Below are 26489 nucleotides of genomic sequence, written 5' to 3'. Positions count from 1 at the left end.
CGAGAAGACATCACGAACCGGGACGCTCCGGCGTTCGAGTGAGTAGCGTCGGGGCGGCGGATTCGGGGGTCGGCCCCCGACCGGTCACTCGAAGTACGCCGCCTTCGACAGCAGGTAGCCGACGACGACGACGGCGAACAGGGTGCCGAGCAGGTTGCCGCCGAGCAGGTCGAGCAGGCCGCCGAGCCCGTGAATCCAGAGCGCCCACCGGTAGGCGCTCTGACTGCGCGTCAGCAGGCCGACGCCGACGAACAGTTTCACCATCCCGATGGCGAGCAGGAGGAGACCGAGCGGTATCCCGACGATGCTCCCGACGTGACCGAGGCCGCCGGCGACACTCGAGAGACCGCTCAGGACGGCCAGTCCCGCGACGAGGTAGATGCCGAGCGGCGTCGACCGCCGACCCGAGGCGTACGCGGACATGCTCACCCGAAGAACACGTCGGCGAGGTCACTGCCCGAGGACCCCACGTCGCGGTAGAGTTCCGAGTAGCCGCAGTTCGTACAGGAGACGACCTTGAACCTGTTCGTCTGGATGTCGAACATCTTGCTCAGGCCGCTGCCGGTCGTCGAAATCTCGCCGATGTCGACGTTCGTGTGCCCACACTTCGGGCACCCCGAGTCGTCGCCGCGTGCGTTGGAGGACATTGCGTTCGGACCTTCACGTCCGAGTACAAAAGTTTTCACTCGGGGAACGTGTCGAGCGACGAGTGCGCCTCGCCGTCGCTGACCCGTTCGAACGTCCGGTCGCGCCGCCCGCCACCCACCACTCGAACGTCGGTCGTCGAGCGAGAGAAACGCCGCGTCGGTCCCGCTGGTGGTCAGTCCAGGTCGTCGACGAGTGCCGACGCGAACCCGGTGTAGCCGGCGGGCGTGAGCGCCAGCAGTTCCTCGCGGACCGACTCATCGACGTCGAGGCCACGGATCATGTCGTGGAAGTCCTCGATAGAGACGTCACGGCCGCGCGTGGCCTCCTTGACGCGTTCGTAGGCGTCGGCGTGACCCTCGCGCCGGAGGACCGTCTGGACGGCTTCGCCGATGACCGCCGGGTTCGCATCGAGGTCCTCGCGCATCACCTGCTCGTTGGGGACGACCTTCGCCAGACCGTTCTCGGTCTTCCGGTAGGCGAGCAGGCAGTGCCCGAGCGCCGACCCGATGGTCCGCTTGACCGTCGAGTCCGAGAGGTCACGCTGGAGGCGCGAGGTGGTGACGTACTCCGCGAGGAACTCGAGGTCCGCGTTGGCCTTCGAGAGGTTCCCCTCGCTGTTCTCGAAGTCGATGGGGTTGACCTTGTGGGGCATCGTCGAACTGCCGGTCTCGCCGTCGGCGGCCTCCTGTCCGAGGTAGCGCTGGCTGACGTAGAGCCAGACGTCGAGGTCCAGGTCCAGCAGGACCTGGTTCGCCCGCCGGACCGCGTCGAACAGCGCTGCGAGGTCGTCACACGGGTTGACCTGCGTCGTCAGCGGGACGTGCTCGAAGCCCAGCGAGGTGACGAACGACTCCGAGAACGCCCGCCAGTCGACGTCCGGGTAGGCGGCGCGGTGGGCGGCGTACGTTCCGGAGGCCCCGGCGAGTTTCCCCGCGAGGTCGGTGGTCTCGATGGCGCCCAGTGCCGTCCCGAGTCGGGCGGCGTAGACGGCCATCTCCTTGCCGAACGTCGTCGGCGTCGCGGGTTGGCCGTGGGTCCGAGCGAGCATCGGGACGTCGCGGTGTTCGCGGGCGAGGTCGGCGAGGTCGTCGCGCACACTGCGCAACTGGGGGACGAGCACCTCGCTCACGGCGTCACGGACGAGCAGTCGGTGGGCGAGGTTGTTGACGTCCTCGCTCGTCAGGCCGAAGTGAATCCACGGGGCGTACTCCGGGAACGAATCGCGGACGTAGTACTCGACGGCCTTCACGTCGTGGTTGGTCGCCGAGAACTCGCCGTGACCCTCCGTCTCGATCTTCTTGACGAGCGTGGCGTCGTCGTACTCGAACTCCTCGTAGAGCGCACGGAGTTCGGCTCGCTCGTCGTCGGGAATCGACAGCGGCGTCGCGTCGAGGTCCGCGAGCGCGAGGAGGTACTCCACCTCGACGTTGACGCGAGCACGCATCAGACCCGCCTCGCTGGCGTAGGGAACCAGCGGAGCCGTGTACGACGAGTATCTGCCGTCGAGCGGCGAGATGGCGTCGAGTGCAGTTCGCATATCCGAGACTCGTCCGGTACCTGAAAAAGCGTATCGAAGGTCGACGAAACCAGTCGATTCGGCGTCATTCGGTACTGAATCGCCCACGAGGGACCGTTCCGACCCGTGAGGACGACCGGCTACCGATACACGTTCTTGCATCGAAGCGGCGAGACGACCCCGGCTGAAAACCACGACCGTGTGTGAAAACCGACACCGCTTTTGCCCTCGCGTCGGGGTGTTCGCACATGCACATCGCCGGGATGGCGGGCAATCGCGGGCGTAACCTCCTGAACATCGCCGACCGAGCGCCGGGCGGTGCGGAACTGGCCGTCCTCGTCGTCACGAGCGAGGACGCGCCGGTGCTCGACGCCGCGGCCGAGCGCGGGATTCCGACCGAAGTCGTCGTTCCCCGCGACGACGAAGACCGCCGCGACCACGAACGACGTGTGCTGGACGCGCTCGACGGCTACGACTTCGAACTGGTCTGCCTCGACGGCTACATGCGCGTGCTGAGCGAGACGTTCCTCGACGCGACGCCGACGACGCTGAACGTCCATCCCTCCCTGCTCCCGTCGTTCCCCGGCATGGACGCGTGGGGTGACGCGCTGGAGGCCGGTGCACGGGTGACGGGGTGTACCGTCCACGTCGTCACGAACGCCGTCGACGAGGCGGGCGACGTCGTCGAGAGCGACGTCGACGCCGGTCCCATCGTCACGCAGGAACCCGTCCCCGTCTACGAGGGCGACGACACGGACGCGCTGAAAGAGCGCGTCCTCTACGAGGGCGAGTTCCGGGCGTACCCGCGTGCGGTCCGCTGGTTCGCGGAGGACTGCGTCACGGTGGAGGGTGACGAGGTCACCGTCGAGGGCGACGAGACCGGGACGTTCCCCGCTCGACAGTTGGCCTCCGCGGACCGCGTCGAGACGCTGCGCTACGGCGAGAACCCGCATCAGGACGCCGCGCTGTACGCTCGCCCGACGGACGAGGCGAGCGTCGTCCACGCCGCCCAGTTGAACGAGGGCGCGAAGGGGATGGGCTACAACAACTACAACGACGCCGACGCGGCGCTCGACGTCGTCGAGGAGTTCGACGCCCCCGCCGCCGCCGTCATCAAGCACACCAACCCCGCGGGCTGTGCGACCGCCGACACGCTCGCCGACGCCTACGCCGACGCGCTCTCGACGGACCCGATGAGCGCCTTCGGCGGCATCGTCGCCCTGAACCGCGAGTGCGACGAGGCGACCGCCGAGCAGGTCGTCGACTCGTTCAAGGAAGTGGTCGTCGCGCCGGGCTACACGGGCGACGCCCTCGCGGTGCTCCGCGAGACGGAGAACCTGCGCGTGCTCGACGTCGGGCACGCGACCTGCCGGACGGAGGAGTCCGGCGGGTCGAGCCTCGACACCGCCGAACCGGAGCGCGAGCGCTACACGGTCAACCCCGTCACGGGCGGGCGACTCGTCCAGGAGCGCGACGATCAGCGTCTCACCCGCGAGGACTTAGAGTTCGTCACCGAGCGTGACCCGACCGACGAACAGGTCGAGACGATGCTGTTCGCGTGGCAGGTCGCCAAACACGTCAAGTCCAACGCCATCGTCTTCGCCGACGGCACCGAGACGGTCGGCATCGGGATGGGTCAGGTCTCACGCGTCGACGCGGTCCGCCTCGCGGCGATGAAGGCCGACGAGCACGCCGAAGGCAAGTCCGCCGACGGCGCGGTGATGGCCTCGGACGCGTTCTTCCCGTTCCCGGACGGCGTCGAGGCGGCGGCCGACGCCGGCATCGAGGCCGTCGTCCAACCCGGCGGGAGCGTCAACGACGACGACGTAATCGAGACGTGCGACGAACTCGGCGTCGCCATGGCGTTCACCGGGAGTCGGTGCTTCCGACACGAGTAGTGTCGGTCGTCGGCGAACGAACGGCAGCGAGTTCACGCGACTTCGAGCACGACCGAGCGGCCACCGGACGTCGGTCGTCCGAGCGTTGAAATACCGGCACGGAGCCAGCGACCGGTGTGACCTGACGACTCATCCGGGGCGCGCCGCGGTTGTGCGACAGACGTGTTCCGGTTCCTGCCGTGTCGCCTGCTCGCTCACCGTTTTACGCTCGGCCGTCCTCCGTCGGAACCGATGTGGCTCCCGCTCGTCGTCGGTGCGCTCGTCGTCCCCTACGCGACGCTGTGGGCGAGTCGGAGCGGCCGCGTCCGGAGTGGAGCGGTCGCTATCGCCCGACGTGGAGTCCACCGCGTCGTCGCGTCCGTGGGCGTCGGTGTCGGCCTCCTCACGCTCGCGGGGGCCGTCCCGAGTCCCGTCGTGCCGGCGGCGTGGGCCGCCACGCTCTCCTGTGTCGTCGTCGTCGCGCACGTCGACCTGCTCGTCGCGGCCGAGCGGATGCGCTCGTCCCCCGACGACCGGGCGCTACACTACGACCTCCGGAGGCCCCGAACGTGGCTCACGACGAGCGCCCGCATCGTCTCGGCGTGGGGTGCCGTGATGCGGCGTCACCCGTGGTGCTGGCCCGCGCTGTTCGTATCGAGCCTGCTGTTCGCGCTCGGGCCACGGTTCGTCGGGAGCGTCTGGTGGCTGGCGCTCTCGGCAGACACGCTCGTGCTGGCGCTGTGCTGTCTGCCGTTTCCCCGGCTGGTGTCGCTCCCGAAGTCGTTCGCCGGGGCCGTGGAATCGCACACTTCGACAGGCTAAAACCGAGACGGTGCGCACCCGCTGGCATGGAGTACCACGAGGCCGCGAACTTCCTCTTCGACCTGCGCCGGTACCCGTCGCGTGAGGGCCTCGACGCGACACGGGCGCTCTGCGAGCAGCTCGGGAACCCACAGGACGACCTCGTCTGCGTGCAGGTCGCCGGTTCGAACGGCAAGGGCTCGACCGCTCGGATGGTCGAACGCACGCTTCGGGAGGCCGGCTTCGACGTCGGGCTGTTCACCTCGCCCCACCTCTCGGACCTGCGCGAACGGGTCCGTATCGACGGTCGGAAGGTGACGAAGGCGGCGACCGTCGAGTACGTCGAGGCCGTCCGCGAGCACGCGCTGGCCGCCGCCGCCGAGGGCGACTGCCCGACGTTCTTCGAGGCGACCACCGTCCTCGCGTTGTGGGCGTTCGCCCGCGCCGAGGTGGACGTCGCTGTCTTGGAGGTCGGTATCGGCGGGCGCTACGACGCCACGAGCGTCGTCGACCCGCTGGCGAGCGCCGTCACGAGCGTGACGCTCGAACACACCGCCCTGCTCGGCGACACGGTCGCCGAAATCGCCCGCGACAAGGCGCAGGTCGCCGGGAGGTCGCCGCTCGTGACCGCGGCGACGGATGACGCGCTCGCCGCGGTCCGCGACGAGGTGGCCGAGGTGGTGACCGTCGGGGCGGACGGGAGCGAGGGAGACCCTCCCGACGTCCGCGCCACCTACGAGGGCCGCGAGGGACTCACTGGGCGGGTACGGCTCGACGGCCCCGACTGGTCGGTCGACACGCGCCTCTCACAGCTCGGCGCACACCAGGCCGAGAACGCGGGGGTCGCGGCCGTCCTCGTCCGACAGGTGGCCGACGCGCTGGACACGCCGTTGCCCGACCACGTTCTCGAACGGGGGCTCGCGGGGGCACACTGGCCGGGCCGGTTCGAGGTGATGGAGCGCTCGCCGCTGACGGTCCTCGACGGTGCGCACAACCCCGGTAGCTGTGAGACGGTCGCGGCCACGCTCGCGGAGTTCGACTACGACGACCTGCACCTCGTCGTCGGCGCGATGAGCGACAAGGACCACGCGGGGATGGCGGACGCGCTCCCTCGCGCCGACCACGTCTACACCTGCCGAGCGGACGTCGACCGTGCGGAGTCACCCGAGGCTCTGGCACGGGTCTTCCGCGCCGGGGACCGTGCCGGCGCGGTCCACGTCGGCGGGAACGTCTCCGACGCGCTGGCCCGAGCGCGCGAGGCCGCAGGTCCCGACGACGCCGTCCTCCTGACCGGGTCGCTCTACGCCGTCGCGGAGGCCCGCGAGGTGTGGGTTCGCCCCGAGATTCCCAAGCGCGTCACGGACCTCGACGAGGCGCGTGCGGTCCTCGAATCTGCGGACGTCACCGAGGCCGGCGTCTGGCGGATGCGCGGGAAGAGTGTCCACCGCGTCGTCAAGACCCGCGTCAGCCCGCGACAGGCCCAGTACCTCAAAGAGGAGATGCTGTCGCTCGGCGGGGAGTGTGCCACGTCGGGGCTCTCGACGCAGGACCACGAACCGGTCGACGTCGTGCTGATGGGGACGCTCGCACAGTTCAAGCGCCTGTTCGGCAAACTCGACGACCAGCCGTTCGGTCTCCGGCAGGTCGCCGAGCGCCTCCGGGAGACGCTCGGCATCGGGGTCGACCCGCCCCAGTACCCGTGGGAGTCTCGGACTGCCGTGATGGGTATCATCAACGTCACCCCCGACTCGTTTCACGACGGCGGCGAGTACGACGCGCTGGACGAGGCGCGCGCGCGCGCCGAGGCGATGGTCGACGCCGGCGTCGACATCCTCGACGTGGGCGGCGAGTCGACTCGCCCCGGTGCGGACCCGGTTCCCGTCGACGAGGAGATATCGCGCGTCGTCCCCCTGGTGGAGGCCGTCGCGGACCTCGACACGCTGGTGTCGGTCGACACGCGGAAGGCGGCGGTCGCACGGGCCGCGCTCGACGCAGGGGCCGACGTCATCAACGACGTGACGGGCCTCGACGACCCCGGCATGCGCGAGGTGCTCGCGGAGTACCAGCCACCGACCGTCGTGATGCACTCCATCGACGCGCCGGTCGACCCGAGCGTCGACGTGGAGTACGACGACGTCGTCGAGGACGTCGTCGAACAACTCCGCGAGCGCGTCCTGCTCGCGGAGAAGGCGGGTCTCGACCGCTCGCGGATACTCGTCGACCCCGGTCTCGGCTTCGGGAAGTCGAAACGCGAGAACTTCGAACTCCTCTCGCGACTCGACGAGTTCCACGCGCTGGGCTGTCCGGTGCTGGTCGGCCACTCCCACAAGTCGATGTTCTCGCTGGTGGGCGAGGAGAGCGGCGACGCACCGTCGGCCACCGTCGCTGCCTCCGCGCTCGCCGCCGACCGCGGCGCGGACGTGGTCCGCGTCCACGACGTCCCCGAGAACGTCGTCGCCGTCCGGACGGCCCACGCGCTCGACCCGCCGTGGCCCCCGGCCGACTCGGCGTCCGAGACGGGTCCCGAGCGGTCGGACGACTCGTCCGACGAGTGACCGGTCGCCGGTCCGACGGACGGCGACCCGCATGGCTTAAGTTTAGGCCCTCCTAAACCACGGCTGTGACCCGCTCCCAGCCAGACCGCGACGACCGCGCCGACGCTTTCGCCGCCGAGTGGGAGTCCGCCCCCGAGCCGGTCCTCGAGCGAACGACCCGTGCGACCGCGTGTTCGACCGCACCCGGCCGGACGCTCCTCGTCGAAGAGGACAACCGGGACGGGTGGCTCTCCTCCGATCTGACCGTCGACATCTCCGAGTTCCGGTAGCGAGCGAACCGTTATTCGTCCCCCGCTCCTCCCTCTCGCATGACTGCCGTTCCCGAGGCGTCCGTCGAGTCGGCCGTCTCCCTCCAGGCCGTTCGGAAGCGATACGACCGGGGAGAACCGGTGTTCGCACTCGACGGCGTCACCCTCGACCTCCCCCGTGGCTCTTACACCGCCGTCATGGGTCCCAGCGGGTCGGGGAAGAGCACGCTGATGAACCTCGTCGGACTCCTCGACACGCCCACCGACGGCCGAGTCGTCGTCGACGGCCGCGACGTGGCGACGCTCTCCGGGGCCGACCGGACCGCACTCCGTGGGGAGGCGGTCGGCTTCGTCTTCCAGACGTTCAACCTCATGCCGCGACTGACCGCCCTCGACAACGTCGCCCTCCCGATGGTGTTCGCCGGGGTGGCCCGCGCGAACCGCGAGGCTCGCGCCACGGCCCTGCTCGGAGGGGTCGGTCTGGGTGACCGTCTCGACCACCTGCCGAACGAACTCTCGGGGGGCCAGCGTCAGCGAGTCGCCATCGCGCGGGCGCTGGCCAACGACCCCACCATCCTGCTCGCGGACGAACCGACCGGGAACCTCGACTCGAAGACGAGCGCCGACGTCCTCGCACTGTTCGACGAGTTGAACGCCGAGGGCAACACCGTCCTGCTGGTCACCCACGAACGCGACGTCGCCGAACACGCCGAGCGTATCGTCCACATCCTCGACGGACGACTCGAACGGGTCGAGGAACTCGATACTGTGAGCCACATCTGATGGACCCACGTGAGTCGTTCTCGATGAGCCTCCGCGCCATCCGTGGGCACAAACTCCGCTCGGGGCTGACCGTGCTCGGCGTCGTCATCGGCGTCGCGGCGGTCATCACGTTCGTGACCCTCGGCGCAGTCTCCAGGCGGGGTTGGTCGGTGACCTCGGCGGTGAGGGGGCGTCGAACGTCAACGTCTGGTCGGCTCCGACCGGTACCGCCGGCCCACCGGGGGCGGGCGCACAACCCGTCTTCACGACGAGCGACGTCGACGAACTCGACCGCCTGGCGGGCGTCAGGGAGGTGGTCCCGCGCGGGTCGGCCCCGCTCTCTGCGGTCCGGTCGGGCGACGACACCGTCGCGCTCCAGCAGGCGACGACCTACGGCCGGCCGTACTTCGCGAGCGAGGACCTCCGCGACGGGCGAGCGTTCAGACAGGGGGCGAACGAGACGGTACTGAACCCGACGGCCGCGGCGCTGTTCGAGGAGAACGTCTCCGTCGGCGACACGCTGACGCTCACCCTCGAAGACGGCCGCCAGGCCGAGGTGCGGGTCGTCGGCATCCTCGACACCTCCGGCGCACAGGACCCCTTCGAGGGCTTCGGGGAAGGGCCGCGGGTCTACCTCCCGGCGGACCCGTACTACGAGCGTGTCGTCACGGCACCGGGCAGCGGCGAACGCGAACGGGCGTACCCGGCGGCGTTCGTCATCGCCGACGGTCCCGAAGCGGTCGACGGGGTACGCGAGCGGACGCTCGACTACCTCCGCGACGAGTCGGACGCCGCCTCGCTGCTCGCGCCGAACGCCGAGTTCGTCGCCCAGACGAACGAGGAACTGCTCGATCAGGTCCGGGACATCCTCGACACGCTCACCGCGTTCGTCACCGGCGTCGCGGTCATCTCGCTGGTCGTCGGCGCTATCGGCATCGCCAACATCATGCTCGTCAGCGTCACCGAACGGACTCGCGAGATCGGTATCATGAAGGCCGTCGGCGCGAGCGACCGGGACGTGCTCGGCCTCTTCCTCGTGGAAGCGGTCGTCCTCGGCGTCGTCGGTGCGCTGTTTGGCACCCTCGTCGGCTTCGGCGCGGGCTACCTCGGGACGCGGTTCGTCGGCCTCCCCTACGTCGTCCCGTGGGAGTGGGCGGTCGTCGCCGTCGTCGTGGGCGTCCTCGTCGGCGTCGTCGCCGGACTCTACCCCGCCTGGAACGCCGCGCGAACCGACCCCATCGACGCGCTTCGCTACGAGTAGGGCGTGCGCTCCGGCCGGTCGTTCGGCGGCCGGTCGTCACGTCCGTCACTCCGTCACTCGGCCGATTGGCCATCAGTTAAAAGCCGGGGGAGGTGAATGAGTTTAGTAGTCAGGGCCGATGATACTCGTCGAATTCACACTCTACCATCCGACTCTCCGTGAGGCGCTTCGAGCCACCCCCGGAGCGCGTCTGGTCTGGGAACAGTCGCATCGAGACGGGACCGACCACCGTATCATCGCCTGGGTCGAGGGCGAGGACCTCGACGCGTTCGAGGAGGGGTTGGCGGGCGACCCGTCCGTCGTCACGTTCAGTCGGAAGGCGGCGACCGACGACCGACGACTGTACCAGGTGACCATCGCCGACCGGAACGCCGACCTGAGCGTCTATCCGGCGCTGATGGACACGGCGAGTGTCATCAAGCGGTTGACGGCGACCGCCGAGGGGTGGCACTTCCAGGTCGCGTTCCCCGACCGCGACTCGCTCGACACGTTCCGGGCGTTCTGTGAGACGAACGAACTCAGATACGAGGTCGCACGCATCTACGAGGAGGAGGGGTCGACCGACGACGACCGGGAGTTCGGCCTGACCGAGAAACAGCGCGACCTGCTGGAGATGGCGACTCGGCGTGGCTACTTCGACGTGCCCCGCGAAGTCGGTCTGGAGGAACTCGCCGCCGAGGCGGGCATCTCCCACCAGGCCGCCTCCGAGCGTCTCCGCCGAGCACAGGCGACGCTGAACAGTCGCGCCCTCGGTTTCGACGCCGAGGAACCGACACCGGAGTGAGTCGTACCGACGACCCCGAGTCGGCGGCCACCGACCCGTCTCAGGCGTCGGCCGCGACCTCCCGGTAGAACTCGACGTACGATTCGACGACGCTCGACCAGTCGTGTCGCTCGAACGACTCGTCGACGTCTCGTCGCTCCATCTCCCCGGCGTCCCTGATGGCCGCCCGAATCTCCTCGGGCGTCGTCACCCGGAACCCCCGTTCGTGGTCGACGAGCAGTTCGTGCGCGCTGGAGTCGGCCTGATACTCCACGATACCCACACAGCCACACGCGAGCGCCCACAGCAACTCCTGGGCGAACGCCTCCCGAGCGCGTGTCTGGACGAAGACGTGCGCCCCACGGTAGTGAGCCAGTCGTTCCTCGCGGTCCATGTCCTCGACGACGGTCACCCGGTCGTCGATTCGCAGGTCCGCGAGCTGCTCGTCGACGGCCGCCCGCGGTGTCGGGTCGCGCTCGGCGTCCGACTCGTCGTCCCCCTCGCTCGGTTCCTCCTCTCTCGACGGTACCCGCTGGGCCTCCTCCCCGCCGCTCCCGACGACGAGCGCCGACCAGTCGCGCCGCCGGAGTTCGGCGAGCGCGAGGAAGAGCCCTTCCAAGTTCGCGTGCTCGTCGAGCGGCGTCGCGGCCACCACGTCGTAGCCGCCGGTCGGTTCGGCCGCTCGAACCTGCTCGACGTCGACGGGATGGGGGATGGTCCGCACGCGACGCTCCGGCGTCCCCGCCTTCCGCGCTCTGGTTCCGACGAGGCCGGACGGGACGACCACGCCGTCCGGCGCACGGGCCGCGCGTCCGAGCAGTCGACCGCTCGGGTCCTCGTGGCCCTCCCAGCCGACGACCAGCGGCACACCGGCGAGTCGTGCGCCCTGTTTCGCCGCGAGCACCGCGCTCGGTGGTTCCGGTGCGGCGTGGACGACGTCGGGTTGCGCGGCGGCGACCAGCGCCGGGAGTCGCGCCGTGAACGACGCCGTCGCGGGGGCGACGGTGACCGAGCGGTACGTGACGTCGTCACGCCGGAGCGTCGACTCGTAGCCGTCCCAGAACTGCGTGCAGAACACCGTCACGTCGTGGCCGGCCGCGGTCTGTCGCTCGGCGAGGCGACGGGTCACCTCCGTCTCGCGTGCGGGGGCCAGCGAACGCCAGTCGCGTGTCTCCGTCACGACGATGGCGATATGCATACGGTCGCTGAGTCGTCGGGTGACATGAAACCCCCGTTAGGTGATCGCCCCTCGACGGCGGCCCCTTCCAGAACTGCTATGGGTTGCTCCCCCGTGCCACGATTCGTGCACGACATCGAGCGCTATCTCAACATCCGGAGCGCCTACGGCGCGTCGCTCTCCGAGGACGGCAGCCTCGCCTTCCTGCTCAACACGACCGGAACCGCACAGGTCTGGACACTCGACGCGGCCCGAGGCTGGCCCGAACAGCGCACGTTCTACGAGGAGGCCGTCGGCTTCTGTACGTTCTCGCCCGAACGCGAGGAACTCGTCTTCGGGATGGACGAGGGCGGCAACGAGCGCACCCAGTTCTACCGCCTCGACCTCGCCGGCGACACCGAAGGCGAGATTACGCCCCTGACCGAGATGCCCGACGCCAAACATCTCTGGGGTGGCTGGAGTCACGACGGCGAGCGCTTCGCGTTCGCCTCCAACCGCCGCGACGAGGGCGTCTTCGACGTCTACGTGCAGGGCCGCGCAGGCGAGGACGCCCAACTGGTCTACGAGTCCGACGGCTGGTACTCGCCGGGCGGGTTCTCGCCGGACGACGCCCGACTCGTCGTCACGCAGGCCACCTCGCTGCTCGACCAGGACGTCTACGTACTGGACCTCGACTCCGGTGAACTGGACCACCTGACGCCCCACGACGGGTTCGTCCGCTACCAGAGCGCGACGTGGGGCCCCGAGGGCGAGTACCTCTACGTGACGACGGACCGCGACTCCGATACGCTCGACGCCTACCGGGTCGGTCTGGACGGAACGGCCGAACGCATCGACCTGCCCGACGACGAGGAGAACGGCGACTGGAGCGTCGACGGCGTCGCCATCGACCACGACACGGGCCGCGTCGTCTACTCGCGGAACGTCGACGGCTACACCGAACTCCGGGCGGGCGACCTCTCGGCCGACGGTCTCGCGATCGAGAACGCCACCGAAATCGACCTGCCGGCGGGTGTCGCGGGCGGCGTCTCGTTCGACGCCGACGCCGAGCGGTTCGCGTTCACGACGACGGCGAGCACGCAGAACACGAACGTCCACCTCGCGGACGTCGAGACGGGGGACACCGACCGCTGGACGCTCGCGTCGACGGCGGGAATCCCCGAGGCGACGTTCGTCGACCCCGAACTCGTCCGATTCGAGTCGTTCGACTCCCGTGAAATCCCGGCGTACTTCTCGCTCCCGCAGGAGGTGCCCGAGGGCGGCGTGCCGGTCGTCGTGGACATCCACGGTGGCCCAGAGAGCCAGCGCCGACCGTCGTTCAACCCGCTCAAACAGTTCTTCCTGCGCTCTGGCTACGCCGTCTTCGAACCGAACGTCCGTGGGTCGACGGGCTACGGGAAGGCGTACTCCCACCTCGACGACGTGGAGAAGCGCATGGACTCGGTGAAGGACATCGACGCCGCGGCGTCGTGGCTCGCCGACCACGAGGCCGTCGACGCCGACCGACTCGTCGCCTACGGTGGCTCCTACGGCGGGTTCATGGTCCTCGCCTCGATGACGGAGTATCCCGAACTGTGGGCGGCGGGCGTCGACATCGTCGGCATCGCCAACTTCGTCACGTTCCTGGAGAACACCGGCGAGTGGCGACGCGAACTGCGCGAGGCGGAGTACGGCAGTCTCGCCGACGACCGCGAGTTCCTCGAAGCCATCTCGCCCATCAACAACATCGACGCCATCCGGGCCCCGCTGTTCGTCATCCACGGCGCGAACGACCCGCGCGTCCCACTCGGGGAGGCCGAACAGGTCGCGGACCAGGCCGCCGAACACGTCCCCGTCGAGACGCTCGTCTTCGAGGACGAGGGCCACGGCCTCTCGAAACTGGAAAACCGTATCGAGGCGTACACCGCCGTCGTCGAGTTCCTCGACGAGCACGTCTGAACGCCGACCGGCCGCCGCGCCCATCGCCGTCACCCCACGTTCGACGCGGCGATAGTCTCGCCTTGCAGTCCGTATTCCCAGCCTAATGCGGCCGATGAACGGTCTCCCGTCCGTTCCAGGTCACGTCGGCGTGACTAACAGTCGTACTGGTATTCACGACGTAACGACACTCCGCTACAGGGGACGGTCGGCGGGGTTTATACTGAACGTCTCCGACGATTTCGGTATGCATCGGGGTGAGAGTTACGAGCGCGTTCGCGCCGAACTCGCGTCGCTGCGAAGCACCTACGGACCCTGCCCGGTCCGGCAGACGACGGTCCCCGTCTCGTCGACGACCTACGAACAGGTCCGGGCGCTGACCGACCGGAGCGTCGTCGACGCGGGCGTCCGCATCCGTAACGGCCGCGGGGAGTCCCTCGCCGTCTCGACCGGTGACGGGTGGGGCGACCCGTGGGGGCACGTCGACGACGTGGAAGCCATCGAGGACGGTGCCTATCGCGTCCTCCAGGAGACGACCGACGTCGGCTGTGAGATTCAGGGTCTGCTCGGTATCACCATCCTCTGTCTCACCGACGCGACCGACGACGCACGCGACCCGGTGTACCGACTGGGTGCGCTGTTCGACGGCGGCCGACGCCGTGACCTCGACTGCCAGGACTGCCAGTGGCGACCCGTCACCAGCGGGCCGTTCGTGGAAGCCTACTAAACGACCGTTCACCCACCACCGTTTATCCACGGCCGGGGTTCGTTCGCTGCGCTCACTCACCCCGGAGGATAAAAGCTCTCCCAGCGTCCGAAGGACCTGGGAGCCTGCGAGACGCTCCGCATCTCGCAATGGGATCAAAAGGTTCACTCGCCACCTCGCTCCGCTCGGTGGCTCACTCACCCCGCTCGTTCGACGCTCCGCGTCTCGCTCGCGGTCCAGTCGAATGGGTGAACCGCTACCGCACGGCCACACCCGAACGCACTTGTCACCGACCACGCTCGGTTCTGCCATGCCAGGCGCACGAGTCGCACGCGGGGAGCGGGTGACGCTCCGGACGACCGAGGAGGAGGATATGCGGGTGCTCCAGCGGATGCGGACGAACCCGGAACTGAAGGTGCCGCTCGGGAGTCCGGTGACGAGTCGCGGCGAGATGGAGTCGGAGTGGCCGCGTGACGACGACGCCGACCGGTTCACGGTCTGTCTCGACGAGGAGGGCGCGGGGCCGGGGCCGCCCGCCGAGAGCGAGACGCGAGCCATCGGCTTCGTCACCGTCGAGGACGCCTCGTGGCGACGCCCCGAACTCGGCTACGGTATCGTTCAGGAGGTCCACGGCGAGGGCTACGGGAGGGAGGCCGTCGCGCTGGCCGTGGACTACTGCTTCCGAACCTACGCCCACCCCGCCATCGGTGCGGGCGCGTTCGCGTTCAACGACGCCTCGCGTGGCCTGCTGGAGTCACTCGGCTTCTCCGAGGAGGGCCGTACTCGACGGGACATGTTCGTCGGTGGTGAGTACCGCGACATGGTCCAGTACTGCCTGCTCCGCGAGGAGTGGGAGAGCGACGAGGACTGACCGTTCTCAGATGACGCCGGTCACGGTGGCCGCTTCGATGGCGGCGTCCTCGCTGACGCCGTCGCCGAGGATGGTGTAGCGGTCACGAATCTCGTGGGCCGTCGTCATCGCCTCGACGAAGTCCTCCGGGGAGTGGCCCAGTTCCTCTGCGGTCGTCGGTGCGCCGAGCGCGCCCAGCGCCTCCTGGACGTTCTCCCAGCGCCCCATACTCCCGGAGTGGAGGTACTCGGTGACGATGCTGGCGACGCCGACCTGGTGGCCGTGGAGCGCGGTGCCGGGGGCGATGCGGTCGAGCTGGTGACTGATGAGGTGTTCGGCACCGCTGGCGGGGCGGGAGGAGCCGGCGATGGACATGGCGACACCCGAGGAGACGAGCGCCTTGACGACCAGCCAGGCGGACTCTTCGAGGCCGGGGCGGATGGAGTCGGCGTTGTCGACGAGCATCTCGGCGGTCATCCGCGACAGGGCGGACGCGTACTCGGAGTACTCGACGTTCTTCAGGCGGTGGGCGAGTTCCCAGTCCTTGACGGCGGTGTAGTTCGAGATGATGTCCGCACAGCCGGCGGTGGTGAGTCGCCACGGTGCGTCGGCGATGATGCCCGTGTCGGCGACGACGACCAGCGGCGGTTCGGCGGCCACCGAGTGGCGGTTGTTCCCCTCCGGGACCGACCCGCGACCGGAGACGATACCGTCGTGGCTGGCGGCGGTGGGGACGCTCACGAACCCGATACCCAACTCGTCGCTCGCCATCTTGGCGATGTCGATGACCTTCCCGCCGCCGACGCCGACGAGGAAGCCTGCCTCGCAGTTCTCGGCCTCCTCGATGACGCGCTGGACCTCGGCGAAACTCGCCTCCTCGACGGTGACCATCGAACAGCCACCGAACTGTTCGGCGACGGACTCGGCGGCGAGTTTTCGCGGCGTCGGACTCGTCACGACCAGCGGCGTGCCGGCGAGGTGGAGCTCCTCGACGGCGGCGGCCGTCTGCGAGAGGACGCCGTGGCCCACCACGACGTTCCGTGGGAGCCGAATCCACCCGCGCTTGTTGAACATGTCTCTCACTGGTCCATCGGGCAGTATAACGGTTCGTCTTCTCGCTCCCGGTGTTCAGAACGTCTCCAGCACGCCGAGCATCCGCGCTTCGACCTCACGGTCGGGGCCGTTCTCGCGGCCCTCGCCCTCGGGGTGGGCGGCGACCGTCTCGGCGACGGACTCGGCGATGGGGGTGGCCTCCCAGCCCAGCGCTTCGAGTCTCTCCGTCGAGAGGACGTGTGGGTAGTCGCGGAAGAGCGCGAACTCGTCGGCCGAGAGGCCGACGGCGTCCAGTTCACGGTCACCGACACGGACCAGTTCGACGTCCCGGCCCACCTCGTCGGCGATGGCCTCGACCCACTCGGTGAGCAGGGGGAGCGTGTGCGTCCCGACGTTGTACGCCTCGCCGGCCTCGCCCTCCTCGGCGATGACGCGCATCGCGCTGGCGACGTCCTTCACGTAGACGAGGTGACGCAGTTCGGAGTAGGGGACGAGCAGGCGGTCTTCGGTCTTCACGCGGTCGATCCAGTAGTCGAACCGCCGGGTGTAGTCGTGGGGACCGAAGACGATGGGTGGACGAATCGACATGGCGCGGACGCCCCGGTCGGCGGCGGCGAAGACGGCCCGGTCGCCCTCCGCCTTCCGCGGGCCGTACGTCTCCATCGAGTCGTCGGTGGCCTGCTCGGTGGTGCAGTCGAACAGGTCGGTGTCGTCCTCGCGTTTGGGGGCCTCCTCGACGCCGTAGGCCGCCCCCGAGGAGATGTAGACGTAGGCGTCGCAGTCGTCGAATATCTGGGTCGCCGCGCGGACGTCCTTCGGCTGGTAGGCCACGCAGTCGACGACGACGTCCGGGTCCGTCTCCAGTTTCGCCCGTTCGAGCGCCGAGTCCGTCGTCCGGTCGCCCTCGACGTGGCTCACCCGGTCGTCGTCGGCGAACGGGTTCTCGTGGTTCCCCCGGTTGAAGGTGGTCACGTCGTAGCCGTGGTCGAGGAACTCCGCGACGGTGTGACGGCCGATGAACCGGGTCCCGCCGATGACGAGTACGCTGTCCATATCTGGCGGTGTGTCGCCCGCACAAAACGTGTAGCGATAGCGGTGAGCGACTCTCGGTGTCGACCCTGTTCTGCCCCCGGCCTCACTCGGTCAGCGCGTCGATGACCTCGACCTCCCGCTCGCGGCCGGGGTCGTACTCCCCGCCGGTCAGGCCTCGTTCGCGGTGGGACAGCGCCGTCTCGCTGACGGCGACGTCGAGCGGCGTCGAGTCCCACCCGAGGGCGTGGAGCTTCTCGGTCGACACGAGCGCGGGCGAGGGGGTGTACAGCACGAACTCCTCCGGTGTGAGGTCCGCTCGCGCCAGGTCGTGTTCGCTGGCGTGGACCACCTCGACGTCGGTGTCGAGTGCGTCCGCCGCCAACGTCAGCGAGCGTTCGAGCGTCGTCGCGTCCCGGTCGGCGACGTTGTACGCCTCGCCGGCCTCGCCCTCCTCGGCGACGATACGGAGGGCGCGGGCGACGTCCCCGACGTAGACGCGATGCAGGAGGCTCCCGCCGTCGCCCGGCACCAGTACGCGGTCGTACGCCGCGACCCGGTCGACCCAGTAGGCGTAGCGCTCGGTGTAGTCGTGGGGGCCGTAGACGAGCATCGGTCGGACCGACATCGCGTTCACGCCGTCGGCGGCGGCCTCGAAGACGGCCCGGTCGCCCTCCGCCTTTCGCGGGCCGTAGCTCTCCATCGAGTCGTCGGTGGCCTGTTCGTCGGTGCAGTCGTGCAGCGGTGTCTCGCCCTCGCGCATCGGGACGTCCTCGCGGGCGTAGGCGCTCCCGCTGGAGACGTAGACGTACGCTCCGGCGTCGGCGAAGACGTCGGTCGCTTCCCGGACCTGTCCGGGGTGGTACGCACAGCAGTCGACGACGACGTCCGGGTCCGCCTCGTCTCGCGCTCGCTCCAGCGTCGTGCGGTCGTCGCGGTCCCCCTGTACGTTCGAGACACGCTCCTCGTCGGCGAACGGGTCGTCGCTCTGACCCCGCGTGACCGTGGTGACGTCGTAGTCGTGAGCGAGCAGTTGGGCGACGGTGTGACGGCCGATGAACCGGGTCCCGCCGACGGTGAGTGCCGAAGGCATGGACGGAGCGTCGTGGCAGGAGGAGAAAAGTGTGGGAGTCCCGGTCGCCGAATCACGACGGTCCGAAACGGCCGAAACAACAGTGAACAACGGTCTCAACGGTGGATGGGGTCTTTGGGTCCGGAACACCTACCGATCGGTGGACGCACCGACCCACCGTCGCCTCGTCAGGTCGAACTACGTCGGCGACACGCGGGTCGCTGCGTCCGACCCTCGCTGACGTCGAGCGAGTTCTGCGGGACGACCGGCCGGCGAGCGCCGGCTACCGTCCGGCGAACTCGTCGTACTCCATCGCGGCGTAGTCTTCCGCGGTCGCCTCCTCGGTCGCGCTCGACAGCGAGTCCGTCGTCACACCGACCGGTCCACCGGCGAGTTCGGCGGCCTCGCCGTCGGTCGCCCCGAGGTCGGTCGGGACGTCGAGGTCGAAGTGCTCCGCGAGCGCCACCGGGACGCGGTCCGTCAGGTCGAGCAGCGTCTCCACCTTGACGACGTCCGCACCGTCGAGGACGCCCGCGCCGAGGCCGGCGAGCAGACCGACGTACGGGAGCGCGTTCCCGAACGGGACGTACCGGCCGTAACTGCCCCCGTACTCGAAGCCGGCCTTCCCGTAGCGGTAGGTCGTCCCGAGGTCGACGGTCTCGACGAGCGCGAGCGTTCGCAGGCCGTACTCGCGGACGACGGGTTCGACCGCCTCCGTCGGCAGTCGTTCGGTGTGCCCCGACGCCGACCGGACGAGCGCCACCAGTCGGTCCGGGGTCGGGGACACCCTGTCGAACGCAGCCGGCCCGTCCGGGGCCACACGACGCCGCGCGGCGGCCGCCGCTTCCCGTGCGGTCGTCGCGTTCGAGGTGGCGGCGTCCCGCGCCGCCGTCGCGCCGGTCGACGCCGCCTCCCGTGCGACGTCGATGCCCTCCGAGACCGACGTCGTCGCCGCGTCGGCCCCCTCGCTCGCCCGCGACGCCACTGCCTCGAACGAGTCTCGTAGCTCCATCGTCGGAAGATGTCGGCCCCCACGAATACGAGCCGTGCTTGCGAAGCGACACCTCCCGTCCCGTCGGCCCCCGCTCGCTACAGGTCGACCGTCTCGCCGTCGTCGGGTATCGTCACCTGCCCGGCGGTGTCGGTCTCGGCGAGCGCCTGTGTGAGACCGTCACGAGTGAGCAGACAGTGGTTGATGGCCTCCATGTGGACCGCGACGACGGGTGCGTCGGTGTGGTCACAGAGTTCGGCCACGTCCTCGGCGGCCATCGTGATGGGGCGACTCCCCTCGAACTGCGCCGCTCCCGCGTTGCAGACCACGGCAGTCGGGTCGTGCGCGTCGAGCGTCGCCGCGACTTCGTCGTACCAGACGGTGTCGCCCGCGAGGTAGAGTCGTTCGTCGCTCGCTTCGAGGACGAACCCACAGACGGGGGCCATCCGCTCGGCCCACTCGCCGTGACCGTGGCGGGCGGGCGTTCGAGTGAGCGTCAGCCCCTCGAACTCCGTCGTCCCGTCGTCGTCCACGATCCGAACGTCGTCGAACGTCCCCGACAGCGATGCCTCGTCTTCTGGTTGGCAGAACACCGGCAGTCCCGCGTCGCCGAACCGGTCGCGGGCCGGGTCGTCGAGGTGGTCGTGGTGCAGGTGGGTGACGATCAGTGCGTCGGCGTCCCACTCCGTCCCTCCGGGCAGGTCACAGAGCGGGTTCCGGCGGTCGTTGGGCGACCCGTCGATGGGTGGGTTCACCCCGGCGTCGCTCAGCATCGGGTCGACGAGCAGGCGTGTATCCCCGAGTTCGACGAGGAGCGTGGCGTGGCGGACGAGCGTGATCGAGACCATGCCGGTGAGTCACACGCCGGGAGCAAACCGGTTGTGACGCCGGCAGTCCGGACCGTCGCACGCGACTCGGCCGCGCTCGGTCCGACCGCCGGCCTCAGTCGGACGCGCCGTAGAGCGGCGACTGGTCCTCTTCGCCGCTCGCGGCGGCCGTCGTGGGCAGGTCGCGGCGCACGTCGTACTCCTCGTTCTCGGCGACGACCTCCGCGTAAGGGTCGGGAACGACCGTCACGAACTCCGCCAGCGCCGCCTGCCAGTCGTCGAGCAACTGGGCGGCGCGTTCGGAGTTGGTGTACGTGTGGTGGTTCTCGACCAGACGGCGCAGGAGGCGTTCGTCTCGCTCGTCGAGCGACCGACTCGTCGAGACCATCCCGTGGTTGACGTCCTCATCGAACGTCCCGTCGGGGTCGTAGACGTACGCCAACCCGCCGGACATCCCGGCGGCGAAGTTCCGGCCCGTCTCGCCGAGGACGGCGACGCACCCCCCGGTCATGTACTCACAGCCGTGGTCGCCGACGCCCTCTACGACCGCCGTCGCGCCGGAGTTCCGGACGGCGAAGCGCTCGCCGGCGACGCCGTTGACGTAGCACGCGCCGTCGGTCGCGCCGTAGAGCGCGACGTTGCCGATGGCGACGCTCTCGGTGGGGTCGTAGCCCGCGTCACCGGGCGTCTCGACGACGACCCGGCCACCGGAGAGCCCCTTTCCGACGTAGTCGTTGGCGGTCCCCGTGAGATGCAGCGAGACGCCACTGGCGAGGAACGCACCGAAGCTCTGTCCGGCGACGCCCGAGAGGTCGAGGTCGATGGTCCCCTCGGGGAGGCCCTCGGTCCCGTAGCGCCTGGCGACGTGGTACGAGAGCGTCGCGCCGACGGCACGGTCGGTGTTCCGCACGTCCGTCGAGACCTGAATCGGTTCTCCCCGCTCCAGCGCGGGGCCGACCCGAGAGAGCAGGCGGTCGCCGAACCGCTCGTCCTCGAACTGCTCGCGGGTCTTGCGACGCGGCCCGTCGGACTCGGCGAGCAGCGCACCGCAGTCCAGTGCGGCGCGGTTCTCGACGTCCTGGTCCTCACGCTGTTCGAGCAGGTCGACGCGGCCGACGAGGTCGTCGACGCTCCGAAGCCCCAGCTCGGCCAACTGCTCGCGGACCTCCCGTGCGATGAACAGCATATAGTTGACGACGTGCTCGGGGCGGCCGGGGAACCGCTCGCGCAGCTCCTCGCGCTGGGTGGCGACGCCGACCGGACAGGTGTTGGCGTGGCACTTCCGGGCCATCACGCAGCCTGCGGTGACGAGCGAGGAGGTACCGAAGACGTACTCCTCCGCGCCGAGTGCGGCCGCGACGGTCACGTCTCGACCGGTCTTGAGGCCCCCGTCGGTCGTCAGGCGAACCCGGTCACGCAGACCGGTGTGGCGGAGCATCTGGTTCGCCTCCGCGAGGCCGAGTTCCCACGGCAACCCGGCGTGTTTGATGCTCGTCTTCGGGGACGCACCGGTCCCGCCGGAGTGTCCGGAGACGTGGATGGCGTCCGCACCGGCCTTGGCGACGCCGGCCGCGATGGTGCCGATACCGGAGCCAGCCACGAGTTTGACGTTGACGTCCGCCTCCGGGTTGATGGCCTTCAGGTCGAAGATGAGCTGTTTCAGGTCCTCGATGGAGTAGATGTCGTGGAGCGGCGGCGGCGAGATGAGGCCGACGCCCGGCGTCGAACAGCGGACGTGGGCGATGTACTCGTTGACCTTCTTGCCCGGCAGGTGCCCGCCTTCGCCGGGTTTCGACCCCTGTGCCATCTTGATCTGTATCTCCTCGGCGTTCGCGAGGTACGCCGCGGTGACGCCGAACCGGCCCGACGCCACCTGCTTGACGTTGCAGTTGCGTGGCGTGTCGAACCGTTCCGGTGGCTCGCCCCCCTCGCCGGTGTTGGACTTCGCGCCCAGCCAGTTCATGGCGATGGCGTTGGTCTCGTGCATCTCCGGAGAGAGACTGCCGAGGCTCATCGCGGCCGTCGAGAACCGTTCGGCGATGTCTCCCACTGGTTCGACCTCTTCGACGGGAATCGACTCCCGCTCACCGTCGAACGTCAGGCGACCACGGAGCGTCCCGCGTTCGGCGTCCGCGTCCGCGATGGCCGAGAACTCGCGGTACTGCTCCTCGTCGTCGTTACGGACCGCCTGCTGGAGCGTCCCGACGGTCTCCGGGTTCCAGTCGTGGCGCATCCCGGTCTTGCGGTGGGCGAACTCCCCGAGGCGTTCGAGTTCGGCGTCGTCCGTGGCGACGCTGTGGCGTGTCCGTACCTGTTCCTCGACCGCCGCGAGGTCGAACCCGCCGGTCCGGGCGGGCGTGCCCTCGAAGTACTCGGCGACGAAGCCGGCGTCGAGGCCGACGGCCTCGAACGCCTGGGCCCCGCGGTAGCTCTCGACCGTCGAGATGCCGAGGCGGGCCATCGTCTTCAGTAGGCCCCGTTCGAGCGCGTGGAAGTACGCGGCGACGGCCTCCTCCTCGTCGGCCCCGTCCGGGCCGGCGACGACGTCCTCGACGCTCTGGACGGCGAGGTACGGACAGACCGCGCCCGCGCCGTAGCCGACGAGCGTGGCGAACTGGTGGACTGTCCGGACGTCGCCCGACTCGACGACGAGACCGACCAGTTCCCGGTCGCCCGTCCGGACGAGGTGGTGGTGGACCGCACTCGTCGCCAGCAGACTCGGGACGGCGAGGCGGTCGGCACCCACTCTCCGGTCCGAGAGGACGACGACGTCGGCCTCCGTCGTGGCGCGCTGTGCACGCTCACGCAGGTCCTCGATGGCGTCGTGGAGGCTCGTCTCCGGGTCGAACGTCGTGTCGAGCGTGACGGCGTCCACGTCGCCGTCGAGCGCTTTCAGGTCCGCCAGTTCGCTCTCCGACACCACGGGCGAGTCCAGCACGAGTTGCTGGGCGTGCTCGGGCGTCTCGGCGAGCAGGTTGCGCTGGTGGCCCAGTCGGCACTCCAGCGAGGTGACGAGGTCCTCGCGCAGGTAGTCCAGCGGCGGGTTGGTGACCTGCGCGAACCCCTGTCGGAAGTGACTGGCCAGCGGTCGGTCCTCGGTTTCGAGGCCGACGAGCGGCGTGTCGTCGCCCATCGACCCGACGGGGTCCTTCCCGTCGCGGGCCATCGGTTCGACGAGTTCGTCGAGTTCGTCCTGGCTGTAGCCGTGGAGCGTCTGGTGGCCCCGGAGGTTCTCGACGACGTCCAGACTCGTCACCGTCTCGGGGTCGTCGAGGTGGACCTGTCCGTCACGAACCCACTGGCCGTACCTATCGTCGACGAGCGACTCGAACGCCTCCTCGTCGGGCACGACGCGCCCCTCTTCGGGGTCGGCGAGGAACAACTGGCCCGGCGAGAGACGGCCGCGTTCTTTCACCTCGCTGTCGTCGTACTGGAGCGCCCCCACCTCGCTGGCGAGGACGAGTCGGTCGTCCTCCAGGACGTCGTAGCGACACGGCCGCAGACCGTTCCGGTCGAGGACCGCGCCGACTCGCTCGCCGTCGGTGGCCGCGACGAACGCGGGGCCGTCCCACGGTTCGACCAGCGAGGCGTGGTAGTCGTAGAACTCCCGTCGCGCGCCGTCGACGTTCGTCGCGTCGTCGCGCCACGCCTCGGGGACGAGCATCCGCAGGGCGTGGGGCAGGGTACGACCGCCCTGCATGAGCAGTTCGAGCGAGGCGTCGATACAGGCCGTGTCCGAGGCCGTCGGGTCGACGACGGGTCGCAGGGAGTCGACGTCGTCGGCCGAGAAGTCGGGATGAGAGAGGTTCGCCTCCCGCGCTCGCATCCAGTTGACGTTCCCCTGAAGGGTGTTGAACTCGCCGTTGTGGATGATGCGGCGGTGTGGGTGCGCGAGGTGCCACTTCCCGAGCGTGTTCGTCGAGAACCGGGCGTGGACCATGGCGAAGTTCGAGACGACCTGCTCGTCGCGCAGGTCGGGGTAGTACTTCCGGAGGCCCTGTGCGGTGAGCATCCCCTTGTAGACGACGACGTGGCGGTCGAGCGAGCAGACGTAGTTGCGCTCCTCGTCCATGTCGGCGTCCCGGATGGCTCCCTCGAAGGCGTTGCGAGCGACGTAGAGTCGGCGGTCGAAGGCGGTGTCGTCCTCGGCGGCGGGCGTCCCGCCCCGCGGCGCGACGGCGACCTGCCACACCGACGGTTCGGCGTCGAGTGCGGTCTGGCCGATGCCCTCGTTGTCGGTGGGCACCTCACGCCACTCGACGGTCCGGAGGTCGTTCGCACCGACCGCCTCCTCGAACAGCGTCTTCGCTCGCTCCCGGTGCTCGACCGACTGCGGCAAGAAGAGCGTGCCGACGGCCGAGCGCTCCGGCAGGTGCTCGAAGACGTCCGCGAAGAAGTCACGGGGCGTCTGGAGCATGATGCCAGCCCCGTCGCCCGTCTCGTCGGCGGTCGCACCCCGGTGTTCGAGGTTGTAGAGGAGTTCGAGCGCGTCGGCGACGACGTCGTGGTCCCGGCCCCCGTCGAGGTCCATCACGACCCCGACGCCACAGTTCGACCGGTCGTCGTCCGGCGGCGCGAGACCGCCGCCGCTAGCGACGTCCGGCGTGTTCCCAGTCATGTGCCAACCTCCGGCACTCGCCGGGCAAAAGGCTCCCCCTGAAGGTATCGGGTCGTGGGCAAGAGATAATAGGTTCTTAAGATGAGGAATGGTGATAAACTATCACGGGCGTGCGCATCGGCGGTCGGACCCACGCAGGTCGACCTACGCGGACGTGAGCGTCGTCCCCGCGGGCGATTCAGTAGGACTTGGCGAAGTACGCCGTCGTCTCGCTGCCCTCGCCACAGACGCCACAGGTGTCGTGGACGGGGGTCTCGTGGTCCTCGTCGTCCTCCATGGGGATGGCGACGATTTCGGCGGCGATCTGGTCTTTGATCTCGGCTTCACAGTCCTCGTCGCCACACCAGCCGGTCTTGACGTAGCCGCCGTGCTGACCGATGGTGCCGAGGATGTCGGCGCGGCCGTGGGCCTCGCGGATACCGGCTTCGAGGCGGTCCTCGCTCGCGGCGAGCAGTTTGGCGTGGACGGTGTCGAGCGCGCTTTCGACGGCGACTTCGAGGTCTGCCCGGTCGGCGACTTCGTTCTCGCCGTCGGGGCGGTGGACGAGCGTGACCTCCTCGTCGGCCACCTCGTTGGGACCGACCTCGATGCGGAGGGGGACGCCCTTCAGTTCCCACTCGTTGAACTTGAAGCCGGGGTTGCGCTCGTCGCGGTCGTCGAGGTTGACGCTGACGCCGGCGGCTTCGAGGTCCGACCGGAGGCCCTCACAGTACTCCAGGACCTCCTCGCGGGTCTCCTCCTGCCAGATGGGGACGACGACGACCTGCTTGGGAGCGATAGCGGGGGGCAAGACGAGACCCTGGTCGTCGGAGTGACTCATGATGAGCGCCCCCAGTGCACGCCACGACAGGCCCCACGAGGTCGTGTGGGCGGTCTGTTCGTCCTCGTCCTCGTCGGCGAAGGTGACGTCGTAGGCCTCGGCGAAGCCGGTGCCGAGGTAGTGGGAGGTCCCACCCTGGACCGACTTGCCGTCGGGCATCAGCGCCTCGACGGTGGTCGTCGTGTTCGCGCCGGGGAACTTGTCGTGGTCGGGCTTGCGCCCGCGCAGGACGGAGATGGCCAGCACCTCCTCGTAGAGGCGTTCGTACTGGTCGAGACGGGTCATCGTCTCAGTCCACGCCCCCTCCTCGTCGCGGTGGGCGGTGTGGCCCTCCTGCCAGAGGAACTCCTTGGTGCGGAAGAACGGCTTCGTGTCCGTGGCCTCCCAGCGAATCACGGAGCACCACTGGTTCAGGCGCATGGGCAGGTCGCGGTGGCTGCGGATCCACTGGCTCATGAACGGCGTGATGATGGACTCGCTGGTGGGTCGCACGGCGAGGCGTTCCTCCAGTTCCTCGTGGCCGCCGTGGGTGACCCACGCGACTTCGGGGTCGAACCCCTCGACGATGTCCTTCTCCTGTTCGAGGTAGCTCTCGGGGATGAGGACGGGGAAGTAGGCGTTCTGGACGCCGGTCTCCTTGAACCAGCCGTCGAGGTGGTCCTGGAGACCCTCCCAGAGGGCGTACCCACGGGGGCGAGTCACGATGAACCCACCCATCGGGGCGTAGTCGGCGAGGCCTGCCTTCCGGACGACTTCGGCGTACCACTCGCCGGGGCTGTGCTGCTTCGACTCGGTGATTCCGAGTTCCTGTGTCTCGTCGCTCATACGTGGTGGTCTGTTGCGGGTCGCTTAAACGCGGTGCGTTTCGGTCGGGTGAGAAGGTGGGGAACGGTGGCTCAGGAGCCACCCGGCGGGAGCGGCTGGGCGACCGAACAGGGCGGCGAGGTGGTCGTCGTGCCGACCCGAGCGTGTCGGTCGGTCATACTCGGTGGGAGTAC

At 69.2% G+C, this 26489-nt stretch carries 20 protein-coding genes and 1 pseudogene; 10 read left to right on the top strand and 11 right to left on the bottom strand.

The genetic code is table 11. From position 1 onward, the window contains the following. Positions 1-84: 84 nt before the first annotated feature. The 3 genes from GQS65_RS11985 to purB form a co-directional block, all read right to left on the bottom strand. Positions 85-429 carry a hypothetical protein gene (locus GQS65_RS11985; protein WP_158204885.1) on the bottom strand — a complete coding sequence of 115 codons (345 nt, stop codon included), beginning with the start codon at positions 427-429 and terminating at the stop codon, positions 85-87. Beyond that, positions 426-647 carry a zinc ribbon domain-containing protein gene (locus tag GQS65_RS11980; protein ID WP_158204884.1) on the bottom strand — a complete coding sequence of 74 codons (222 nt, stop codon included), beginning with the start codon at positions 645-647 and terminating at the stop codon, positions 426-428. Before GQS65_RS11980 ends, GQS65_RS11985 begins: the two co-directional genes overlap by 4 nt. A gap of 173 nt (positions 648-820) precedes the next feature. Beyond that, entirely contained in the window at positions 821-2185 is a 1365-nt protein-coding gene (gene purB / locus GQS65_RS11975) for an adenylosuccinate lyase (RefSeq protein WP_158204883.1), read from the bottom strand. 227 nt (positions 2186-2412) lie between these two features. Between purB and purH the strand changes: the two genes are divergently transcribed. The 7 genes and pseudogenes from purH (at position 2413) to GQS65_RS11940 (ending at position 10452) form a co-directional block, all read left to right on the top strand. Next, positions 2413-4062 (top strand): bifunctional phosphoribosylaminoimidazolecarboxamide formyltransferase/IMP cyclohydrolase, encoded by a 1650-nt coding sequence (purH, locus tag GQS65_RS11970; protein WP_158204882.1) that lies wholly within the window; start codon positions 2413-2415, stop codon positions 4060-4062. 231 nt (positions 4063-4293) lie between these two features. Then, complete coding sequence (locus GQS65_RS11965; protein WP_158204881.1) at positions 4294-4863, top strand: hypothetical protein; 570 nt, start codon at positions 4294-4296, stop codon at positions 4861-4863. A 26-nt stretch (positions 4864-4889) separates the two neighbouring features. After that, on the top strand, positions 4890-7397 hold the full coding sequence (folP, locus tag GQS65_RS11960; protein WP_158204880.1) for a dihydropteroate synthase: 2508 nt from the start codon (positions 4890-4892) through the stop codon (positions 7395-7397). A gap of 65 nt (positions 7398-7462) precedes the next feature. Further along, complete coding sequence (locus tag GQS65_RS11955; RefSeq protein ID WP_158204879.1) at positions 7463-7666, top strand: hypothetical protein; 204 nt, start codon at positions 7463-7465, stop codon at positions 7664-7666. A gap of 39 nt (positions 7667-7705) precedes the next feature. Next, a complete protein-coding gene (locus GQS65_RS11950; protein WP_158204878.1) occupies positions 7706-8428 on the top strand; it encodes an ABC transporter ATP-binding protein in 723 nt (240 codons plus the stop codon). Beyond that, positions 8428-9668 (top strand): annotated as a pseudogene (locus GQS65_RS11945) (ABC transporter permease). Before GQS65_RS11950 ends, GQS65_RS11945 begins: the two are co-directional and overlap by 1 nt. A gap of 118 nt (positions 9669-9786) precedes the next feature. After that, a complete protein-coding gene (locus GQS65_RS11940; RefSeq protein ID WP_158204877.1) occupies positions 9787-10452 on the top strand; it encodes a helix-turn-helix domain-containing protein in 666 nt (221 codons plus the stop codon). A 40-nt stretch (positions 10453-10492) separates the two neighbouring features. On the opposite strand, the gene GQS65_RS11935 is transcribed toward GQS65_RS11940, so the two are convergent. Next, positions 10493-11629 carry a glycosyltransferase family 4 protein gene (locus tag GQS65_RS11935; protein WP_158204876.1) on the bottom strand — a complete coding sequence of 379 codons (1137 nt, stop codon included), beginning with the start codon at positions 11627-11629 and terminating at the stop codon, positions 10493-10495. A gap of 78 nt (positions 11630-11707) precedes the next feature. Here GQS65_RS11935 and GQS65_RS11930 point away from each other — a divergent pair, with 78 nt between their 5' ends. From GQS65_RS11930 to GQS65_RS11920, 3 genes are all read left to right on the top strand, one after another. Beyond that, the gene (locus GQS65_RS11930; RefSeq protein WP_158204875.1) at positions 11708-13546 is read left to right on the top strand and encodes a S9 family peptidase; all 1839 of its coding nucleotides are present in this window, start codon (positions 11708-11710) and stop codon (positions 13544-13546) included. Positions 13547-13772: 226 nt separating this feature from the next. Beyond that, the gene (locus tag GQS65_RS11925) at positions 13773-14252 is read left to right on the top strand and encodes a hypothetical protein (RefSeq protein ID WP_158204874.1); all 480 of its coding nucleotides are present in this window, start codon (positions 13773-13775) and stop codon (positions 14250-14252) included. A gap of 289 nt (positions 14253-14541) precedes the next feature. Beyond that, positions 14542-15102 (top strand): GNAT family N-acetyltransferase, encoded by a 561-nt coding sequence (locus GQS65_RS11920; protein WP_158204873.1) that lies wholly within the window; start codon positions 14542-14544, stop codon positions 15100-15102. 6 nt (positions 15103-15108) lie between these two features. Here the strand turns inward: GQS65_RS11920 and GQS65_RS11915 are convergent, their stop codons facing one another. From GQS65_RS11915 to proS, 7 genes are all read right to left on the bottom strand, one after another. Continuing rightward, a complete protein-coding gene (locus GQS65_RS11915) occupies positions 15109-16155 on the bottom strand; it encodes an NAD(P)-dependent glycerol-1-phosphate dehydrogenase (RefSeq protein WP_158204872.1) in 1047 nt (348 codons plus the stop codon). A gap of 54 nt (positions 16156-16209) precedes the next feature. Continuing rightward, positions 16210-17187, bottom strand: coding sequence for an NAD-dependent epimerase/dehydratase family protein (locus tag GQS65_RS11910; protein WP_158204871.1), 978 nt, complete (start codon positions 17185-17187; stop codon positions 16210-16212). Between the two features lie 82 nt (positions 17188-17269). Further along, complete coding sequence (locus GQS65_RS11905; protein WP_158204870.1) at positions 17270-18256, bottom strand: NAD-dependent epimerase/dehydratase family protein; 987 nt, start codon at positions 18254-18256, stop codon at positions 17270-17272. A gap of 262 nt (positions 18257-18518) precedes the next feature. Next, positions 18519-19247: a hypothetical protein gene (locus GQS65_RS11900; protein WP_158204869.1), complete on the bottom strand. Its 729-nt coding sequence runs from the start codon at positions 19245-19247 to the stop codon at positions 18519-18521. A gap of 77 nt (positions 19248-19324) precedes the next feature. Then, complete coding sequence (locus GQS65_RS11895) at positions 19325-20074, bottom strand: MBL fold metallo-hydrolase (RefSeq protein WP_158204868.1); 750 nt, start codon at positions 20072-20074, stop codon at positions 19325-19327. Positions 20075-20168: 94 nt separating this feature from the next. Continuing rightward, the gene (gene gltB / locus GQS65_RS11890; protein WP_158204867.1) at positions 20169-24671 is read right to left on the bottom strand and encodes a glutamate synthase large subunit; all 4503 of its coding nucleotides are present in this window, start codon (positions 24669-24671) and stop codon (positions 20169-20171) included. Between the two features lie 178 nt (positions 24672-24849). Further along, a complete protein-coding gene (gene proS, locus GQS65_RS11885) occupies positions 24850-26316 on the bottom strand; it encodes a proline--tRNA ligase (RefSeq protein WP_158204866.1) in 1467 nt (488 codons plus the stop codon). Positions 26317-26489: the final 173 nt, after the last annotated feature.

It is taken from the genome of Halomarina oriensis, assembly GCF_009791395.1.
Taxonomy (GTDB): Archaea; Halobacteriota; Halobacteria; order Halobacteriales; family Haloarculaceae; genus Halomarina; species Halomarina oriensis.
Note: the sequence above shows the minus strand (reverse complement) of the source record. Positions and strands in the feature narration are given on the sequence as shown.

Coding starts and splice junctions, on each gene's coding strand:
- GQS65_RS11980 (WP_158204884.1), bottom strand. CDS start 647: ATGTCCTCCAACGCACGCGGCGACGACTCGGGGTGCCCGAAGTGTGGG.
- purB (WP_158204883.1), bottom strand. CDS start 2,185: ATGCGAACTGCACTCGACGCCATCTCGCCGCTCGACGGCAGATACTCG.
- purH (WP_158204882.1), top strand. CDS start 2,413: ATGCACATCGCCGGGATGGCGGGCAATCGCGGGCGTAACCTCCTGAAC.
- GQS65_RS11965 (WP_158204881.1), top strand. CDS start 4,294: ATGTGGCTCCCGCTCGTCGTCGGTGCGCTCGTCGTCCCCTACGCGACG.
- folP (WP_158204880.1), top strand. CDS start 4,890: ATGGAGTACCACGAGGCCGCGAACTTCCTCTTCGACCTGCGCCGGTAC.
- GQS65_RS11950 (WP_158204878.1), top strand. CDS start 7,706: ATGACTGCCGTTCCCGAGGCGTCCGTCGAGTCGGCCGTCTCCCTCCAG.
- GQS65_RS11940 (WP_158204877.1), top strand. CDS start 9,787: ATGATACTCGTCGAATTCACACTCTACCATCCGACTCTCCGTGAGGCG.
- GQS65_RS11935 (WP_158204876.1), bottom strand. CDS start 11,629: ATGCATATCGCCATCGTCGTGACGGAGACACGCGACTGGCGTTCGCTG.
- GQS65_RS11930 (WP_158204875.1), top strand. CDS start 11,708: ATGGGTTGCTCCCCCGTGCCACGATTCGTGCACGACATCGAGCGCTAT.
- GQS65_RS11925 (WP_158204874.1), top strand. CDS start 13,773: ATGCATCGGGGTGAGAGTTACGAGCGCGTTCGCGCCGAACTCGCGTCG.
- GQS65_RS11920 (WP_158204873.1), top strand. CDS start 14,542: ATGCCAGGCGCACGAGTCGCACGCGGGGAGCGGGTGACGCTCCGGACG.
- GQS65_RS11915 (WP_158204872.1), bottom strand. CDS start 16,155: ATGTTCAACAAGCGCGGGTGGATTCGGCTCCCACGGAACGTCGTGGTG.
- GQS65_RS11910 (WP_158204871.1), bottom strand. CDS start 17,187: ATGGACAGCGTACTCGTCATCGGCGGGACCCGGTTCATCGGCCGTCAC.
- GQS65_RS11905 (WP_158204870.1), bottom strand. CDS start 18,256: ATGCCTTCGGCACTCACCGTCGGCGGGACCCGGTTCATCGGCCGTCAC.
- GQS65_RS11900 (WP_158204869.1), bottom strand. CDS start 19,247: ATGGAGCTACGAGACTCGTTCGAGGCAGTGGCGTCGCGGGCGAGCGAG.
- GQS65_RS11895 (WP_158204868.1), bottom strand. CDS start 20,074: ATGGTCTCGATCACGCTCGTCCGCCACGCCACGCTCCTCGTCGAACTC.
- gltB (WP_158204867.1), bottom strand. CDS start 24,671: ATGACTGGGAACACGCCGGACGTCGCTAGCGGCGGCGGTCTCGCGCCG.
- proS (WP_158204866.1), bottom strand. CDS start 26,316: ATGAGCGACGAGACACAGGAACTCGGAATCACCGAGTCGAAGCAGCAC.